Here is an 18,764-nt window from a genome sequence, read left to right on the forward strand (position 1 = left end):
AAGTAAAAGAACAATCCTACAGATCAGTCGTTTTTTAAGAGCCTCGTTGTGGAGGCCAGCTTATATCTGGCTCCTGAAAATTGAGGGAAAAGGTGCTTCTTAACTACCAAAACGTCGCTGTCATTCTCGTCTAACTGTAAATAAATCCCAAATGGATGGAGCCACCTTTAATAGGGTATTTAGTTTTTTGGCTCTTTTAGAAAAAAGTTATTAACTGAAAATTCAAACTATATTAATGCAACACTAGTGTAATTTAATATTATTACACTAACAATTTAGGAAAAATGTACGATATAAAGAATATCAGCTAACTTTAGGAGAAAGTTTTGATGCAAAATAAATAAGTGGGGTGCTTCGATGAAAAAGAAGTCAGGAATATTAAATTTTAAAAGGATAAGAACAAAGGTTTTATTCGGCTTTTCCATTGTTATGGCTTTGGTTATATTATTTAGCTTGTATTTACTTTTCTCTATTCAAATGGTGAATAATGAATTAGAGACAATCATAGATGAAGAAGTGGTTTTACTAATAACAGATGAAGAATTAGCGAACAACATGTTGGACCGTACGAGATTAATTCAAGGCTACTTATTATTTGATAACGAGAATTACAAAAATGCTTTTGAAGATGGATTAGAAGAAAGTATAGCTTTAGAGAATCGAGCAGCTGAGTTAAGTAGTTCACCAGAGCTAACATCCTTATTAGAAAGAAAGTTGGATTGGGGTTATCTTACAGATGACATTATCGCATCCTATGAATCTGGTAATGAAGAAGAAGCTAGAAACATAATGGAAAACGAATTAGAGCCATTAGGAAGAGAACTAATTGATGGATTTGTAAACCTTGCAAATGCTGCAGAAGTAAGAATTCAAGAACATGGTGATCAGATTCAGACAAATATGAACTTGTTCTTAATCGTTTCCATTGTTATCTCGATATTAGTTATTATTTTAGGAACTGTTATCGCAATGATTACAGCTTCTTCGATAGCAAGACCAATTCAAAAAGTGATGGAAAGAATGAATTTAATTTCAACTGGTGACTTGAGCCAGGAGCCTCTTGACGTGCAGTCGAGGGATGAAGTTGGACAACTCGTTACAGCTACAAATAAAATGAATAAAGATATGCGTGACATCATGGGTAGGATTACAGATGTATCAAACACTGTTTCAGCACATAGTGAGGAGCTTACACAGTCAGCAAATGAAGTGCGTTCAGGTACCGAGCAGATTTCGAGTACAATGGAAGAACTTGCATCTGGTTCCGAAACCCAAGCTTATCAATCAAGTAGTCTTTCAAACATGATGAGCACATTTACAGAAAGTATTGAAGATGTAAACCGTAACACAGAGTACGTACAAAAAGAGTCTAATCAAGTAGTTGTTATGACAGAGGAAGGATCTGTACTTATGGATTCATCGATGAGACAAATGGGTAACATTGACCAAGCTGTCAAAAACACTGTGGAAAAAGTTGAAGGCTTAGATGTTAAAACACAAGAAATTTCTCAGCTTGTTGTTGTAATCAAAGATATTGCTGACCAAACAAATCTACTAGCTTTAAATGCTGCGATTGAAGCGGCACGTGCAGGTGAAAATGGTAGAGGATTTGCAGTAGTAGCGGATGAAGTTGGAAAACTTGCAGAGCAGGTTGGAAATTCGGTAACAGACATTTCTGAGATTGTAAATGATATTCAATCAGAATTCGGTGTCGTAACCAATGAATTGAATAATGGCTATACAGAGGTTAAAGAAGGAACGGAACAGATTCAATTAACAGGCGAGAAATTTACAAGTATTCGCCATTCAGTAACGGATGTCGTAAATAATATTACAAATATATCTACAAGTGTCACTGAAATTGTTGCAAGCAGTCAGAAGATGAATAGCTCGATTCAAGAGATTGCTGCTGTTTCAGAAGAGTCAGCTGCAGGGATTGAACAAACATCTGCGTCTTCTGAGCAAACAAGTGGTGCAATGGAAGAAGTTGCAGGAAGCGCAACGGAACTTGCTCACTTAGCAGAAGAGCTCAATGATTTAGTGAATCAGTTTAAAATATAAATATGAACAAAGGCGCAAGCGCCCGTTCAGCGACGTACAAACTGCGCCCCACAGGACGTGGGGTGGTTCAACGTTGCGACGTGATGTCGCGTTTTTAGTTGAACTTCCCTTATTTTTTGAGATAAAGGAAACACGACGAGGTACGAGTCGATGTTGACTTTCACCGCAAGGGTATAAGTGCGACTAAGCCTCTCGCAAGCGAATCGGCAAGTCTTCTTTATCGATTGAAGAAGTGCGAAGTTTGATCGCCGCTTTAGCGCTGGAGCCGGACGTGGCTATCCACTAATAATGTCAACACCAAAGAATTTTATAAATTCCTTAATAAAAAGAAAGCAGAATCTTTTTCATTTCAAAAAGTATTCTGCTTTCTTTTTATTGTTTTCTTGTTATTTCTTAGATTACTATCTATAATGTACTTTATTGCTTAATAAAATTGTAAAGGAGGCGTGCTAGATGCCGATAAATATACCAAAGAAATTACCGGCGAGAGAAACATTAAATAAGGAAAAAGTTTTTATCATGGATGAAGAAAGAGCGCGCTCTCAAGATATTCGTCCACTTAATATATTGATTCTGAATTTAATGCCCGAGAAAGAAAAAACGGAACTACAATTATTAAGGCTGCTTGGAAACACGCCACTCCAGGTAAATATCACATTTCTGCGAACAGCAACTTATGAATCAAAAAATGTGAGTAATTATCATTTGGAGAATTTTTATACGACGTTTGATAAGGTGAAGGATCGCAAATTTGATGGATTGATTATTACCGGAGCTCCCATTGAGCATCTCGAATTTGAAGAAGTAAATTATTGGCAGGAACTAACAGAGATAATGGATTGGTCAAAGCACAATGTTACGTCAAACCTCCACATATGCTGGGGTGCACAAGCAGCCCTCTATCAACACTACGGTATAGAAAAGGAAGCACTAGATAAAAAATATTTTGGTATCTTCAAACACGATTTGAGCGACACGACGGAAAAACTTGTTCAAGGGTTTAATGAATACTTTTATGCGCCACATTCACGACACACAACAGTGAGCAAAGCTGCAGTTGAAGCTCATCCTGATTTATTCCTGTTATCAAAAACAGCAGAGGATTCTCCTTTTATTATTTTATCGGAAGATCGCAAGGATATTATGATAACTGGGCATTTAGAGTATGATGCAACAACATTAGCTGATGAATATCATCGTGACTTAAATAAGGGTAAGGAAATAGAAATCCCGATTAATTATTTCCCAGACAATAATCCTGAAAATGAACCACCAAATATTTGGAGATCACATACACATCTCTTGTTTTCAAATTGGCTTAATTTTTATGTCTATCAACAAACACCATATAAATGGGATTAAAAAAAGCGTGGAATCCAACTAAGGATTTCACGCTTTTATTTACTTTCTTTTAAATTTACTTCCACTACTTTTTGCTCGTAGTTTATTCATTAAGTCACTTGATTTGGCTTGTGCAGATTTGGTTGCAGCTTCATCGATTGCAATGATTTGATAGCCGTCTACTTGCTTCTCGACTTTGAAAATAGTGTTTTTTTCGCTGTTCGCTGGTAATTTATCTTGATGAACAATAAATTCTGCATGATCTTCTTCAACTAAAATAACTGCTTGCTCACCTTCAAAACGGTCTAAAACACCTTTTTTCATTGTACACACGCCTTTCCTTCTGCTTTAATATCAGCAATTCTTGCAGGTCCAATCCCTTTAATTCGCGAAAGATTATCTACAGAATCAAATGGTCTTATTTGAATTAACTCCTCTGCACGTGCTGGTCCAATATGGATAATACCCTGTACCTCATCAAAAGATGCTTGATTAATATTGATGCATCCTGATGATGGTTTTAGTTCGGGTTTCTTTTCTTTTTGTTCGGTAGCTTTCGGCTCAGCTTTATTTTCGGTCTTCGCCGGAGCTTTTGCTTGTGTTTGTTTTATTGGTTCACTTTTTCCAGTCGTTGTAACGTTTTGAACAGTTTTTCCATCTGATGAAATGATAATCGTTCCATGTTCATCTGTCCCATAAAGTTTAATGTTACGATCGAGAATAGTGTTCACTACTTCAGCGTTTGGATGACCGTAACTATTATTTGCTCCCGCGCTATACACGGCAATTTCTGGTGCAACTGCATCGACGAAGGCTGTGTCACTAGATGTGTTTGAGCCATGGTGTCCGAGATGCAATACGTCCGCAGCAACATTAAAATTGTTGTGCATATATGATTCGCCATTCTTATCCGCATCACCTGTCAGTAAAAACTTCACACTACCATATGTAAATAGCATCGCAATTGACTCTTCATTTGAATTTCCTGAAATTCCGTTTGGATAAAGGACTTCAATCTCCATTGGACCAATATCAAAGCTCTCACCAGCTCGTGGTTCATGATAACCAGCATCACTGTTCACAACTGATTCAACTGCTCGTTGGAATGTTTGCGATGTGCTTTCGTTTCCAGACATCCAAACCTCGTCTACAGCTATATTTTGCATAACTTTATCCAACTGTCCAATGTGATCGGCATCTGGGTGACTTACAACAACGAGATCAAGATTTGTAATTTGATTTGCATTTAAATAGGAAACAACTTGGCTCCCGCGCCAATCCCCAGTATCAAAAAGGATGTTGTAATTATTTTCTCCATCAGAATAAGCAAATAAGGTTGCATCTGCTTGTCCAACATCAATAAAATGTACATTTAATTCGCCAAGCTTTCCACTTGATTTAGGAGCTTGTTCCTCAACGGTTTCTTGCTCAGCTTTTTCCTCTACGCTACTTTCTTCAGGTTCTGTACTTTCTGTTTCAGCATCAGCTGTCACATCTTCTACAGTAATATCTTCTTCCGTCGTCGATTCTTCTGTATTTTCGACGGTACCACAAGCCGTTAATAAAAACAGCATACTAATAAATAAAAACAATTTAATATTCTTCACTAATTATCCCCCATAATGTTATTCTTCCACTCTTAAGATTATCAAATCAAATAGGAAAATACTAGTTGTGAAAGTTTCCAGTTATAGTTTTTGGCATGAAAAACCCCGCTTTCCACAGGTGGCTAATAAGCTTTGACGCATAGGTTATAACCAAATAAAAAAGATATGAAATTTAATTATCATACTAACTAATTTAGTTAAAATTCATCTCTTCCTAATAGATTTTTAAATTATCTCAAGTTCTTTTCTATTGAAGTTTAAAAAATAGCGATGTGCATGATTCGTGGGCCTTTGTCATAATGGAAATGGAGGTGTTAATGAATGCTATTAAATCTACTATTTTTGCTCATTTTTCTCTTACCTAATCTACCAGAAGAAATTATAAAGCAAAGTGAAAGTTTTACGATCGGTGTCGTTGATCGTGTGGAAGGAAACTATGCTGTTATTCTGCTGGAAGAGGAAGAGAAGGAATTGATTGTACCGACCAATCGGCATACAAAAGAAGGAAAGTGGCTACTAATTTATTTGGAAACCGAAGAACCACTTATCCTTTGGACGCTCGATGAATATGAAAACAAACAGAAAATGAAAATACAACACTTACATGAAAAATTACTTCAAAAAAATTCCTCTTATAACTAATCAAATAAAGCTCCAACTGCGCCTGCAAAAGCACCTAATTCTAAGAAAATCGGTTCAAACCCAAGCATATCTTTAAAACTCGTCAGTACTTGTTGTAATGGATTATTGTCTTGAATAGTCGCACCGATGAACACAATGTTTTTTGCTTCCTTGACTTGAGCCACATTCCCAGACAGAGATAAAATGACCTCTCCAATTAATTGATTTAAAGCTGCAGCATGATCTGCTTCCATACTATCTGTTTTATGTGCTTTACCAAAATTGGCCGCTGTTAAATCACCGAGGAGAGGAATATTTTCATTTCCTTCATAAATATCCTTCACAAGTAAATCGTTGTTTTCTCGATTTCCTTTTCCAGCGAGTTCAAGAAGTTCAGAAAATGATTGTGCGTTCGTTAACTTCGCGCCTAGACCCATCCACGTTCCACCGCCAATACCACTACCAAGCACACGTTCAAAAGTATTGTCGCCTACATAAAAGATAGAAGTTCCTGTACCAATGCTTGTGAGAATAAAAGTATCGATGTATTTTTTCTCTGTTTGCAACAGATGTTTTGTTCCGTTAACAAGCGCAGTAAATTCATCAACTGTAGAGTTCTTTTGTTTTGTAGCTTCTTGAATCTTGGGCCAATTTCCACCTGTTCCAACAAGTTCGGCATCAGGAGCAACAAGACTTAACCATTCCACGAGTTTTGGTATTTCCTCTATTGCATATTTTCTTACCTGAAGTTTCTCTTTTTCCTCGTAAGCAATCTTCACTAGGGAACCACCAGCATCAATTCCAATTCTCATAACTTCTCCACTCCTCTCAAATATATGCTCATCTTAATACTTTCTTATAGTTATTTTACTAGAAGTCAGTTAAAATAAAAATAGATGAAACTTTCTAGGGGGTTTTGTCGTATAATTTATTACAGGTTAACACAGATTCAATCATCCTGAAGATAAATGGCAACAAAATTTATGAGGAGTGGTGAAATGAGAGCATTTTTACAATTTATAGTTCGGTCTGCCAGTGCGCTCACAGCATCAGGGACCGTATGGCTGCTTAGCTTCTTTGCCTTTGGACAAGCCTTTCTATTTGCTTCTCTTTACGGACTTATTGGTGGAGTCGGAACATACTACACTGTTAAATATATAAGCACACATCGATATGCAAAAAATAATGGACTAACGATGAAGGAATATAAATTCATCTCCGATAATTTAAAAGATGCAAGCCTAAAAATCAAACGATTACAGCGCGCATTGATTAACGTTCGCCAATTGGGGAATGCAAGGGAAAACAGGGAGATTCTAATGACGGTTAGAAGAATCCAAGTAAATACGAAAAACGAACCACGTCGCTTTTTTCAAGTGGAAGGATTCTATTATAAACATCTCGATTCACTTGTAGAAATTGCAGAGAAGTACGCTTATCTCTCCCAACAGCCAGTGAAATCCCGAGAAATGAACGAAATGATGCGTGATTCAAGACATGCAATTATTGTACTCGGTCAAACAGTGAAAAAAGACCTTCGCGTCATGCTCAATGATGATGTGAATACGCTCGATTTCGAGTTAGACGTTGCGAAACGTACACTGCAAAAACCACGAAACCAAACAGGAGGGTAAGCCGATGAATCAAGAAAAGAAAAAAGAAGAAGCTTTTGATATGGACGAGCTTTTAGCGAATCCATTTGGTACGGATTCTATCGAAAAACCTACAAAAGAAGAAGAAACAACAAATAAATTAGTTGATTTATTACCAGAAGATAAAAAGCAAAAAGCTGTAGAACTTGCAAAACAAATTGACCATAATAGCCCGCATAGTGTTTCACAATACGGGATTGAAGCACAGGAAAAACTAATGAATTTTTCTCACAGCATGCTTGATCAGGTTAAAAATAATGATATCGGAGAAATCGGTGGGATTTTATCTGACTTAATGAAAAAGCTTGAGCAAGTAGATCCAGATGAATTAAATCCGAATAATCGCGGATTTTTGTCACGTATCTTTAACCGTGTGTCTAATTCTGTAAATGAAATTATGTCGAAACATCAGAAAACGGGAGCACAAATTGATCGTATTTCAGTGAAGCTCGACCGCAGTAAAGATGAGCTAATGAAGGATAATCAGTTACTTGAACAACTTTTCGAGAAAAACAGAGATTACTTTGATACATTGAATGTTTTTATTGCAGCTGGTGAAGTGAAAATCGATGAACTACGCAATAAAGATATTCCTGCACTTCGAGAAAAAGCAGAAGCAAGCCAAAACCAAATGATGGCTCAAGAAGTAAATGACTTGGTGCAATTCACGGATCGTCTTGAAAAACGAACGCATGATTTGAAGCTAAGTAGACAAGTTACTTTACAGAGTGCACCACAAATTCGTTTGATTCAAAACACAAACCAGGCACTGGTAGAAAAAATTCAATCCTCTGTGCTTACTGCGATTCCATTATGGAAGAACCAGATGGCAATTGCTTTGACACTATTACGTCAACGAAATGCTGTAGAAGCGCAGAAGCTTGTTTCACAGACGACGAATGATCTTTTACTTAAAAATGCTGAAATGTTAAAAGAGAATACCATTGAAACGGCGAGAGAAAATGAACGTGGCTTGGTTGATATTGAAACATTAAAACGTACACAAGAACAGCTGATGTCAACCCTTGAGGAAACAATGACAATTCAAGCAGAAGGCCGCGAGAAGCGTCAACAAGCTGAAAAAGAAATGCATATCTTAGAACAAGAAATGAAGCAGAAAATGCTTGAATTGAAAGAATAAATGAGATGCTTGGGATATGTTCCCAAGCATTTTTCATAGCATGATTTACGAAACGGGGGAATAGTTGTGAAAACACTAATCTTAGGTGCTGGCGCGATGGGCTGTCTGTTCGGAGCCAAGCTTGCTCAAGCAGGTTATGATGTAACTATTTATAATAGAGAAAATGAGAAAGTAAAAACTATCGAAAAAGATGGAATTGAGCTACATACTACAACTGACGAAATCCATACAATCCCAGTAGAAATAAACTATAATGCAAAAGAGCTAAAGCCAGAATATGATCTTGTTCTCATCCTTCTCAAATCTTTTGCGACCGAACATGTACTAACAGAAGTAAAACATCTCATAACAGAGAATACTGTTGTGCTTACACTCCAAAATGGTGTAGGAAATTTAGAAAATATGCAAAAAGTTATTCCACATGCGATTCTTGGTGTTGGTGGAACAGGAAGCGGGGCAAGTGTACTTGGACTAGGAAAAATTGCGCATCGTGCAGTTGGGAAAACTACAATTGGTTTTCTAGATAAACAACATGCTATTACGTTTGATAAAATCGCCAAGATGTTTTCCAATGCTGGGCTAGCTACTGAAATTGCTGAAGATGTTTTATCTGTTATTTGGAGTAAGTTGATTGTAAATGTTGCAATTAATAGTTTAACAGGCATAACGAAATTAACGAATGGCAATGCTGTTCTCACAAATGAAGGCGAAGCTATTGCGAGGAATTTAATTAGAGAAGCTGTAACGGTTGCAAAAGCAGAAGGAATCGAGCTTTTATATGATAATCCTGAACGAGAAGTGATTGCATTAATTAAAGAAAAGTTTGCGCGGAATCAATCTTCCATGCTCACAGATGTCTTACAAAAACGGAAAACGGAAATTGACGTTATAAACGGTGCGATCGTTATTTTTGGAATAAAACACAATATCGAAACGCCTTATAATGAACTGATGGTAAATCTTATTCATGTAATAGAGAAAACATATGAACAGCAAATTAACTGATTGATTTAAAAATAAGAAAGCTTTCCTTGACATTAAAAATAAGAAAATTTAGAATTAGTATTATACATTTATTACAGAAAGCTAGAACACTAGATTTCTATCTTTCTTTTTTATTAGCTGAAGTGAATGAGCATTCACTCAAATGATAGCGCTTTACTAAAACAAAGGGGTTGAGAGTATGGGGAATGAAGCAACATTAAAACTAAAAAAAGGCGTAAAATTACCAGTGATTATGGCACCAATGTTTTTAATTTCAAACCCGAAGATGGTTTTGGAAGCTTGTAAAGCAGGGATCATTGGTACTTTTCCAGCTTTAAATGCAAGAACAACCGAAGACCTAGACCAATGGATGACAGAGATTCTTAATGGATTAGCGACAATAGAAGAAGACGGTGAGACTCCTGCACCGTGGGGTGTGAATTTTATAAGTCACCGTTCGAATAAAAGATTCTTTGAGGATTTGGCATTAATTGAAAAACATCAGCCACCTTTAGTGATCACATCACTTGGCGATCCAGGTCCCGTTGTAGAGGTTGTGAAAAAATATGGTGGCGTTGTATTAAGCGATGTAATCGATATTAAATTTGCCAAAAAGGCTATTGAAAAGGGCAGTGATGGCTTAGTATTGGTTGCAGCCGGTGCAGGTGGGCATGGTGGTCAATTAAATCCAATCGCCTTTACGCATGAGGTTCGTACATTTTTTGATGGACCAATTGTACTTGCTGGAACAATGACAAAGGGCAGTGACATAGTTGTTGCAGAGACATTAAATGCTGATTTTGCATATTTTGGTACGAAATTTATTGTAGCGGAAGAAAGTGCTGCTCAAGCTGAATATAAAGACATGATAATTGAATCATCAATTGATGAAATTACTTATACACCAGCTTTTAGTGGCATTCACGCAAATTACTTAACACAAAGTATTATTAATTCTGGACTAGATCCAGCAACCCTACCTGATACGGGTAAAATAGACTTTTCTGAGCTTGGTAATCCAGATGTACGTGCATGGAAAGATATATGGGGTGCTGGACAAGGTGTAGGGCCAATTGAGAAGCGTCAAACAGTAAAAGATATTGTAGCAGAACTTCAAACTGAATATCAAAACACACTAAAAAAAATTGCTGACCAATTTAAAAACAATACAGAAAAAGTTAAATAAAGGGAGAGAAAAGCATGAGTGTTTTAGAAGTAAAAATAGAAAATAAAATTGCTTATATTACAATGAATCGTCCAGATAAGAGAAATGCACTGTCGATTGAACTAGCTAACAAACTTGTTGCAGCACTTGAAGAAGCAGATCAGGATAAAGATGTCCGTGCGGTAATTTTAGCAGGTGCGGGTAAAGGTTTTTCAGCTGGTGGTGACATTGAAACGATGGAAGGGTTTAATGAAACTTCAGATATCGTAAAGTACATGAAAATGGCAATGAAAGTTGTTCAAACGATTCGTAAAATGGATACTTATGTTATCGCTGCAGTTCAAGGATTTGCGGCAGGAGCAGGGTTCAGTCTTGCTTTAGCAGCAGATTTTGTTGTTGCTGAAAAAGACGCAAAATTTGTTAGTAGCTTTACAAATATTGCCTTAATTCCAGACCTTGGTTTAATTAAAGCTTTAAGCGAAAAAGTTCCAATAAATATTGTTAAGGAATGGATTTCAGCAGCTAAACCAGTTGATGCTGAAGAAGCTGCACGCTGGGGAATAGTCAATCGTGTTGCTAGTGAAAACCTCCTTGAGGAAGCAACAGATTTTGCACAGTTTATCATTGATGGACCACCGCTAACAAATCAATTTGTGAAGCATCTTGTAAATCACGCGGATCAGTTAAACTATGATACGGCTGATCTCCAAGAAATTGGCATGCAAACAATACTACTGCAATCCCAAGATAATAAAGAAGGAATTGCAGCATTCTTTGAAAAGCGTAGACCGAATTTTACAGGAAATTAATCGCGGGAGAGGGAGATTATTTTGATAGAAGAATATGGCTTAAAGCTCGTTCGATTGGAACTTCCTTTCAGACTGAATCATGTGAACTGTTTTATTGCTGAAGGTGAAAATGGACGAACGGTTATTGATACAGGTCTTCACAATGATAATACAGTAGCTCGTTGGGATGAAGAACTGGAAGGAAAAAAAGTTGATAATTTACTCCTAACACATTATCATCCGGATCATTTTGGGTATGCAGGAGGCTTTCAAGCAAAGTATGGGGCGAAAGTTTCCATGACAAAGGTTGATGCGAAAAATGGTTTTAGTGCATGGGGAAATGAATTCTTGGATGTGCTAGAAAATAATTATAAGCTAGCAGGTATATCTGCGGAAGAGGCAAATAGTATGGTTGAAAACACCCGAGAGTTTGTTCCACTAGTTACACCATATCCTACGATTGATCATTATTTTGAAGAAGGAGAAAAGGTGCAAATCGGTAAACTTTCTTATGAAGTGATTTTCACCCCAGGACATTCAGAAGGTCTTGTAACTTTTTATAATAAGAATGAAAATATTCTAATCGGAACGGATCATATTTTACCAAGGATCACACCAAATATTTCGCATTGGTTTCACGGAGATCCGAATCCACTACAGAGCTATTACAATTCACTTGATAAAATTGCAGCACTAGAAGTAGATTTAGTTATCCCTTCTCACGGCAAACCATTTCGCAATGGACACGAGAGAGTTATAGAATTAAAGCAACATCATGATGAGCGTTTAGAAGAATTACTCGGAATCCTAAAAGAACCACTCACTGTCTTTGAAGCATGTGAAAAACTATTTGATAAAATACTTACCGTACACGAAAGTCGCTTTGCAATCGGCGAAACACTCGCACACTTAGAGTATTTAAGACTAGCTGGGAAGTGCAATCGAGAAACTATAAACGATACGTATATTTATAAAGCAGAGTAACTAAATTTTACTCTGCTTTTCCTTTTGAAATAATTCATCGAATGGTAAAATGGTAAAGTAGAAAGAATGAAGTAGGAGGTTTCTGATGATTAATCATTTACAAGATAAAGTTACCTTAAATAATAATATTAAAATGCCTGGTTTTGGACTCGGTGTTTATAAAGTTGAACCTGGACAATCAGCCGTTGAGACAGTAAGTACTTCACTTAAAGTTGGTTATAGATTAATTGATACAGCAGCATTTTATGAAAATGAAAAAGAAGTTGGAGAAGCGATTCGTAATTCAGGGATCCCCCGTGAAGAAATTTTTGTCACTTCAAAGGTATGGAATGACGATCAAGGATATGAATCAACATTAGAGGCGTTTGAGCGCTCGTTCGAGAATCTCAATTTAGAATATATTGACCTATACCTTATACACTGGCCAGTTTCCGGAAAATTTAAAGACACTTGGAAAGCACTTGAGGAGATTTATAAGGACGGTCGAGTAAGGGCAATTGGAGTTAGTAATTTTCATAAACATCACTTGGAAGAATTAATGAAAGATGCCGAAATTAAGCCAGCTGTAAATCAAATCGAGTATCATCCACATTTAACACAAGTAGAAACACTCGCATTTTGTAAAAAGAATAATATTCAAATGCAAGCATGGTCACCATTAAAAAAAGGACGTATTTTAGAGCTTCCAGTCATTCAGCAGATAGCAAAAAAACATGATAAAACTGCTGCACAAGTTATTTTACGCTGGGATATCCAAAATGGCGTTGCAACGATTCCTAAGTCTACTAAAGAACATCGTATGATCGAAAATGCAAATATCTTTGATTTTGAATTGACTGATGTAGAGATGGAAGAAATAAATCGACTGCATATTGATTCACGCAGTGGTTCTAATCCAGATGATTTTTAACCTAAGGAGTAATGTTCCGTAATGAAAAAATTAATATTTATTTTATTTTTATCTATTTTTATATTAACAGGCTGTTTTAATCCAATAGCAGTTTCCGTTATTGAAGACATGTACACAGCAGCATTGATGGAAGAGCAAGAAGAGACGCTCTCGTATTTCAGTGCGGAATATTTACAAGAACATTCACCAGATGAGCTTTCTGAGGAATTAGTGGAACATGTTCGCTATGCGGGTGGCATCAAGTTACTTAATGCAGTTGAGTTAACAAGGAATCGTTTGAATGAAGATATTGTTGCTGCGTTAGAGGCAGCGTACGATAATAATTGGTATTATGTTGCACTTGATGCAGGCGAAAACGAAATAATGACGTGGGTTATTATTAAAGGCAGCACACAATATGAAATCGTAGACGGCGAGAAAATGACTATCGATGAATACAATGATAATGTTTTAAAATAATAGGAAACCATCAAAATCAGAGGAAATTGATTTTGGTGGTTTTTTAAATTTTGGTATAGCTTAAGGGCAACCTTAGAATGAGGATAAACCCGCTTCGGAAATATACTACGCTTTCCGCGGGCGGCTGGTGAGCTTCCTCGCGTGCTTTGCACGCTGCGGGATCTCACCGTTGCCTTACTTCCCGCAGGAGTCTTCGTATATTTCCGAAGCTAATTTTGCTCAACTTCCCTCTTATGGATGAGTTTCGATAATACGTTTTAAGATATCTAAACACCCAAAACCCTCCATCTTTCGACAAATTATTTCCCGGGTAATATTTGTCTTTGGGTAAATCGATGATTACGGGGTAATGTTAAATCTTGCTGGTGCATAGGATGTATAAATCGTTGCTATAATGGAGGGAGTTTTTATGGATATATTAAATAAGGTTCGCGCTTATCGTGAAGAGGAAGATAAATTACGCTGGGAAGGGACATTTGCTGAATATCTAGAAATGGTAAAAGAAAACCCTATCATTGCACAATCCGCTCATTCCCGTGTCTATCATATGATTAAAGATAAAGGTTTAACCGAAGAAAACGGGAAGAAGTCCTATCATTTTTTCAGTGATGAAATCTTTGGTTTAGAACATGCAATCGAACGCCTTGTTGAAGAATATTTTCACCCAGCAGCAAAACGATTAGATGTTAGAAAAAGAATTCTTTTATTAATGGGACCTGTTAGTGGTGGGAAGTCAACGATTGTAAATTTACTTAAAAGAGGGCTTGAAGAATATGCGCGGACAGACACAGGTGCAGTTTTTGCAATTAAAGGCTGTCCAATGCATGAGGATCCACTACATCTCATCCCCCCTCATTTAAGAAAAGAATTTCAAGATGATTATGGCATTCGAATTGAAGGCAGTTTGTCTCCACTGAACACCATGCGTTTGGAACAGGAATACAATGGAGAAATTGAAAATGTGATGGTAGAGCGTATCTTTTTCTCTGAAGATAAACGCGTTGGAATCGGGACATTTAGTCCGTCTGATCCAAAATCACAGGACATTGCTGATTTAACAGGGAGTATTGATTTTTCTACAATTGCAGAATATGGTTCAGAGTCAGACCCGCGTGCTTATCGATTCGATGGTGAATTGAATAAGGCCAATCGTGGGATTATGGAATTCCAAGAGATATTAAAATCAGACGAGAAGTTCCTTTGGCATTTACTTTCGCTCACGCAAGAAGGTAATTTTAAAGCTGGAAGATTTGCCTTGATTTCAGCAGATGAAATTATCCTGGCCCATTCAAATGAAACAGAATACCGTTCATTTATTGCGAATAAGAAAAACGAAGCACTTCATTCAAGAATCATTGTAATGCCAATTCCATACAATCTGCAAGTAAGTCAGGAAGAGCGCATTTATGAAAAGATGATTTCAGAAAGTGATATTTCCGATGTTCACGTGGCTCCTCATGCTCTAAGAGTTGCAGCAATTTTTTCTGTTTTGACTAGATTAAAAGAATCGAAGAAGCAGGGAATCAATCTTGTGAAAAAGATGCGACTTTATGATGGAGAAAATGTGGAAGGGTTCAACCAAATCGATATGGAAGAGTTGAAACGAGAGTTCCCAGATGAAGGTATGTCAGGGATTGATCCACGATATGTCATAAATAGGATTTCTTCTGCGATTATTCGTAAAGAAGTTCCTTCGATCAATGCGCTTGATGTCCTGCGTTCTTTAAAAGATGGATTAGATCAGCATCCATCGATTTCAAAAGAAGAGGCAGAGACTTACACGAATTTTATCTCTGTAGCTCGTAAGGAATATGATGATATTGCGAAAAAAGAAGTACAAAAAGCATTCGTTTATTCTTATGAAGAATCAGCGAAGGCACTAATGGATAATTATCTTGATAATGTGGAAGCTTTCTGTAATAAAAATAAACTGTTTGATCCGTTAACAGGCGAAGAATTAAATCCAGATGAAAAGTTAATGCGTTCGATTGAAGAGCAAATTGGTATTTCTGAAAATGCGAAGAAGACATTCCGTGAAGAGATTCTTATTCGACTTTCTGCCTTTGCAAGAAAAGGAAAACGCTTTGATTATCATTCACATGAACGTTTGCGTGAAGCCATCCAGAAGAAATTATTTGCCGATTTAAAAGATGTTGTAAAAATTACTACATCTACACAGACACCGGATGAATCTCAACTTAAAAAAGTCAATGAAGTGATTGCAAGACTCATTGATGAATATGGCTATAACTCTACTTCCGCTAATGAACTCTTACGTTATGTTGGTAGCTTATTAAACCGTTAGGAGGAGAGAGATGAGCGATAAACCAAAGCATGAATTTAACATCGCAAGGGAAAATTGGTCTCTCCATCGTAAAGGCAATCAGGATCAGGAACGACACCTGGAAAAAGTGAAGGAAGCGATTCAGAAGAATTTACCTGATTTAGTCAGTCAGGAAGATATCATCTTGTCAGATGGCAAGGACATTGTGAAGATACCCATTCGCTCCTTGGATGAATATAAAATACGCTATAACCATAATAAAACAAAGCATGTTGGCCAAGGAGATGGAGACAGTCAGGTTGGTGATGTGATTGCTAGAAGTTCAGGTAGTGGTGATGATGGTGCGGGGGATGGGAAGCCGGGAGATCAGCCTGGAGAGGATTATTATGAAATGGAAGTTTCCTTAGCAGAGATTGAAGAAGCATTATTAAAAGAATTAGAGCTGCCAAATATCGAAGAAAAAGATAGTGGAGAAGTAAAGGTTAAGAATATCGAGTTTAATGACATTCGCAAAAAGGGATTAATTGGTAATATCGATAAAAAAAGAACCATCCTTTCCGCGCTTAAACGTAATGCAAGGCATGGGAAACCAAGTATTGCTCCTATTTATAACGATGACCTACGCTTTAAAACTTGGAATGAAACAGTGAAGCGTGAGTCAAAGGCTGTTGTACTAGCAATGATGGATACGAGTGCTTCTATGGGAAACTTTGAAAAATATGTTGCACGAAGTTTTTTCTTTTGGATGAATCGCTTTTTAACGACAAAATACGAAACAGTAGAATTTGAATATATCGCTCATCATACACTTGCAAAGGTCGTGACAAAAGAGGAGTTTTTCTCAAAAGGGGAGAGTGGAGGCACCATTTGTTCTTCAGCATATCTTAAGGCACTTGAATTAATTAAGGAAAAATATCCGCCATCTAGCTATAATATTTATCCTATTCATTTTTCCGATGGTGAAAATATAACTTCAGATAATGTAAAATGTCTAAAATTAGTTGATGAACTTCTTGATGTATCACAAATGTTTGGCTATGGAGAGGTAAATAGCTATAATCGCTATTCAACATTAATGAACACGTATCGCTCGATTGAAGACCCAGGTTTTCGCTTTTATGAATTACGTGAAAAAAATGATGTTTACCCAGCGTTGAAACGCTTTTTCTCAAAAAATGAAACGAGGGAGGGGTCTCGTTGATAGCGGATAAGCAATTAGCCTATGCAATTGAAGAAATCACCGAAGTTGCGGAAGGCTTTGGATTAGACTTTTACGATATGCATTACGAGATTTGCCCCGCAAGCATTATTTACACATTTGGTGCTTACGGAATGCCAACGAGATTCAATCATTGGAGTTTCGGAAAGCAATTTCATAAAATGAAGCTGCAATATGATTTAGGTTTAAGCCAAATTTATGAGCTTGTTATCAATTCTGATCCTTGTTATGCTTTTTTACTTGATACAAATTCACTGATACAAAATAAATTAATCGTTGCCCACGTGCTTGCACATTGTGATTTTTTCAAAAATAATATTCGCTTTTCTAATACTCGCCGCGATATGGTCGAGAGCATGACACAAACTGCGGAACGAATTTCAGCTTATGAGATGCGTTATGGAAAAGATGAAGTAGAAGCTTTTTTAGATCGTGTGTTGGCTATCCAAGAACACGTCGATCCTTCTTTAACAAGGAAAAATCCTGTGGAAACAGAAGAACCCCCAAAGAAACTAAGTACCAAATCCACACCATATGATGATTTATGGGGGATTGATGATGAGGACAAAAAAGAAGCGATCCGACCTAAGGTTAGAAAAAAAATACCTCAGCAACCAGAAAAAGATTTACTCTACTTTCTGGAGCAGTATAGTCGTGAATTAGATGACTGGCAACGAGATATTATGACCATGCTCCGTGAAGAAATGCTATACTTTTGGCCGCAATTAGAGACGAAAATCTTAAATGAGGGCTGGGCGTCTTACTGGCATCAACGAATTGTACGTGAACTTGATTTAACCAGTGACGAAACAATTGAGTATGCAAAGCTTAATGCCGGAGTATTGCAGCCATCTCGAACATCAATTAATCCTTATCATTTAGGATTAAAGATCTTAGAAGATATTGAAGAACAACATAACAACCCGACAAAAGAAATGATAAATAGAGGTGTAAAGCCAGGTTCAGGTAGAGAAAAATTATTTGAAGTTCGCGCATTAGAATCAGATATTTCCTTGATTCGAAATTATTTAACGAAAGATATTATTCTGCGAGAAGATATGTATTTATTCGAGAAAAAAGGTCGAGATTATCGAATTAGTACAAAGGATTTTAATGATGTACGTGATCAATTAATTTCCATGCGAATCAATGGCGGATTTCCTTATATTACAGTAGTTGATGGAGATTATAATCGAAATGGAGAGCTCTATCTTTTACATGGATACGAAGGAATTGAATTAGATTTACCATATTTGCAGCATGTTTTACCATATATTTATGAGCTGTGGGGAAGACCCGTTCACATCGAAACACAAGTAGAAGATCGTACAGTAAGGTTTAGTTATTCTGGTGATGAAGTGAAAAAGAAGTTATTATCTTAAAGTGAGGAAAATAAAAAATGGGAGAAAGGATTATACCTTTGTCCCATTTTTATCTGTTTTAATTTTAAAAAAGTAATATCCATAAAATATTTTGATTGCCTGATTAGCCGCGTCCAGCTCCAACGCCCAACAACTACCAAACTTCACACTTTTCCACTACGATAAG

At 36.8% G+C, this 18,764-nt stretch carries 17 protein-coding genes; 14 read left to right on the forward strand and 3 right to left on the reverse strand.

What is annotated here, in order from left to right; genetic code table 11:
• The first annotated feature begins 357 nt into the window (after positions 1-357).
• Positions 358-2,061: a methyl-accepting chemotaxis protein gene (locus ACXYMZ_RS06135; protein WP_458947502.1), complete on the forward strand. Its 1,704-nt coding sequence runs from the start codon at positions 358-360 to the stop codon at positions 2,059-2,061.
• A 453-nt stretch (positions 2,062-2,514) separates the two neighbouring features.
• Positions 2,515-3,423 carry a homoserine O-acetyltransferase MetA gene (gene metA, locus ACXYMZ_RS06140; RefSeq protein ID WP_458947503.1) on the forward strand — a complete coding sequence of 303 codons (909 nt, stop codon included), beginning with the start codon at positions 2,515-2,517 and terminating at the stop codon, positions 3,421-3,423.
• Positions 3,424-3,462: 39 nt separating this feature from the next.
• On the opposite strand, the gene ACXYMZ_RS06145 is transcribed toward metA, so the two are convergent.
• Together ACXYMZ_RS06145 and ACXYMZ_RS06150 are read right to left on the reverse strand one after the other, a co-directional pair.
• Positions 3,463-3,726, reverse strand: a complete 264-nt coding sequence (locus ACXYMZ_RS06145) for a DUF3006 domain-containing protein (RefSeq protein ID WP_458947504.1) — start codon at positions 3,724-3,726, stop codon at positions 3,463-3,465.
• Entirely contained in the window at positions 3,723-5,009 is a 1,287-nt protein-coding gene (locus tag ACXYMZ_RS06150; RefSeq protein ID WP_458947505.1) for an MBL fold metallo-hydrolase, read from the reverse strand. Before ACXYMZ_RS06150 ends, ACXYMZ_RS06145 begins: the two co-directional genes overlap by 4 nt.
• Positions 5,010-5,330: 321 nt before the next feature.
• Between ACXYMZ_RS06150 and ACXYMZ_RS06155 the strand changes: the two genes are divergently transcribed.
• Entirely contained in the window at positions 5,331-5,651 is a 321-nt protein-coding gene (locus ACXYMZ_RS06155; RefSeq protein ID WP_458947506.1) for a DUF3006 family protein, read from the forward strand.
• On the opposite strand, the gene coaW is transcribed toward ACXYMZ_RS06155, so the two are convergent.
• Positions 5,648-6,442 (reverse strand): type II pantothenate kinase, encoded by a 795-nt coding sequence (coaW, locus tag ACXYMZ_RS06160; protein WP_458947507.1) that lies wholly within the window; start codon positions 6,440-6,442, stop codon positions 5,648-5,650. The genes ACXYMZ_RS06155 and coaW overlap by 4 nt on opposite strands.
• Before the next feature lie 186 nt (positions 6,443-6,628).
• Here coaW and ACXYMZ_RS06165 point away from each other — a divergent pair, with 186 nt between their 5' ends.
• The 11 genes from ACXYMZ_RS06165 to ACXYMZ_RS06215 all read left to right on the forward strand — a co-directional run bounded on the left by ACXYMZ_RS06165 (position 6,629) and on the right by ACXYMZ_RS06215 (position 18,598).
• Complete coding sequence (locus ACXYMZ_RS06165; protein WP_458947508.1) at positions 6,629-7,264, forward strand: 5-bromo-4-chloroindolyl phosphate hydrolysis family protein; 636 nt, start codon at positions 6,629-6,631, stop codon at positions 7,262-7,264.
• A 4-nt stretch (positions 7,265-7,268) separates the two neighbouring features.
• Positions 7,269-8,423, forward strand: coding sequence for a toxic anion resistance protein (locus ACXYMZ_RS06170; RefSeq protein WP_458947509.1), 1,155 nt, complete (start codon positions 7,269-7,271; stop codon positions 8,421-8,423).
• Positions 8,424-8,489: 66 nt separating this feature from the next.
• Positions 8,490-9,428, forward strand: coding sequence for a ketopantoate reductase family protein (locus ACXYMZ_RS06175; RefSeq protein ID WP_458947510.1), 939 nt, complete (start codon positions 8,490-8,492; stop codon positions 9,426-9,428).
• Between the two features lie 178 nt (positions 9,429-9,606).
• Entirely contained in the window at positions 9,607-10,593 is a 987-nt protein-coding gene (locus ACXYMZ_RS06180; RefSeq protein WP_458947511.1) for an NAD(P)H-dependent flavin oxidoreductase, read from the forward strand.
• A 14-nt stretch (positions 10,594-10,607) separates the two neighbouring features.
• Complete coding sequence (locus ACXYMZ_RS06185) at positions 10,608-11,381, forward strand: enoyl-CoA hydratase/isomerase family protein (RefSeq protein ID WP_458947512.1); 774 nt, start codon at positions 10,608-10,610, stop codon at positions 11,379-11,381.
• 21 nt (positions 11,382-11,402) lie between these two features.
• Entirely contained in the window at positions 11,403-12,344 is a 942-nt protein-coding gene (locus ACXYMZ_RS06190; protein WP_458947513.1) for an MBL fold metallo-hydrolase, read from the forward strand.
• Positions 12,345-12,429: 85 nt separating this feature from the next.
• Positions 12,430-13,254, forward strand: coding sequence for an aldo/keto reductase (locus tag ACXYMZ_RS06195; protein ID WP_458947514.1), 825 nt, complete (start codon positions 12,430-12,432; stop codon positions 13,252-13,254).
• A 21-nt stretch (positions 13,255-13,275) separates the two neighbouring features.
• Entirely contained in the window at positions 13,276-13,713 is a 438-nt protein-coding gene (locus ACXYMZ_RS06200) for a hypothetical protein (RefSeq protein WP_458947515.1), read from the forward strand.
• 409 nt (positions 13,714-14,122) lie between these two features.
• Positions 14,123-16,018: a PrkA family serine protein kinase gene (locus tag ACXYMZ_RS06205; protein ID WP_458947516.1), complete on the forward strand. Its 1,896-nt coding sequence runs from the start codon at positions 14,123-14,125 to the stop codon at positions 16,016-16,018.
• 10 nt (positions 16,019-16,028) lie between these two features.
• Complete coding sequence (gene yhbH, locus ACXYMZ_RS06210) at positions 16,029-17,198, forward strand: sporulation protein YhbH (protein ID WP_458947517.1); 1,170 nt, start codon at positions 16,029-16,031, stop codon at positions 17,196-17,198.
• Positions 17,195-18,598, forward strand: coding sequence for a SpoVR family protein (locus ACXYMZ_RS06215; RefSeq protein ID WP_458947518.1), 1,404 nt, complete (start codon positions 17,195-17,197; stop codon positions 18,596-18,598). The genes yhbH and ACXYMZ_RS06215 overlap by 4 nt, the downstream gene beginning before the upstream one ends.
• The last annotated feature ends 166 nt before the right edge of the window (positions 18,599-18,764 follow it).

It is taken from the genome of Oceanobacillus sp. CAU 1775 (genome assembly GCF_054482815.1).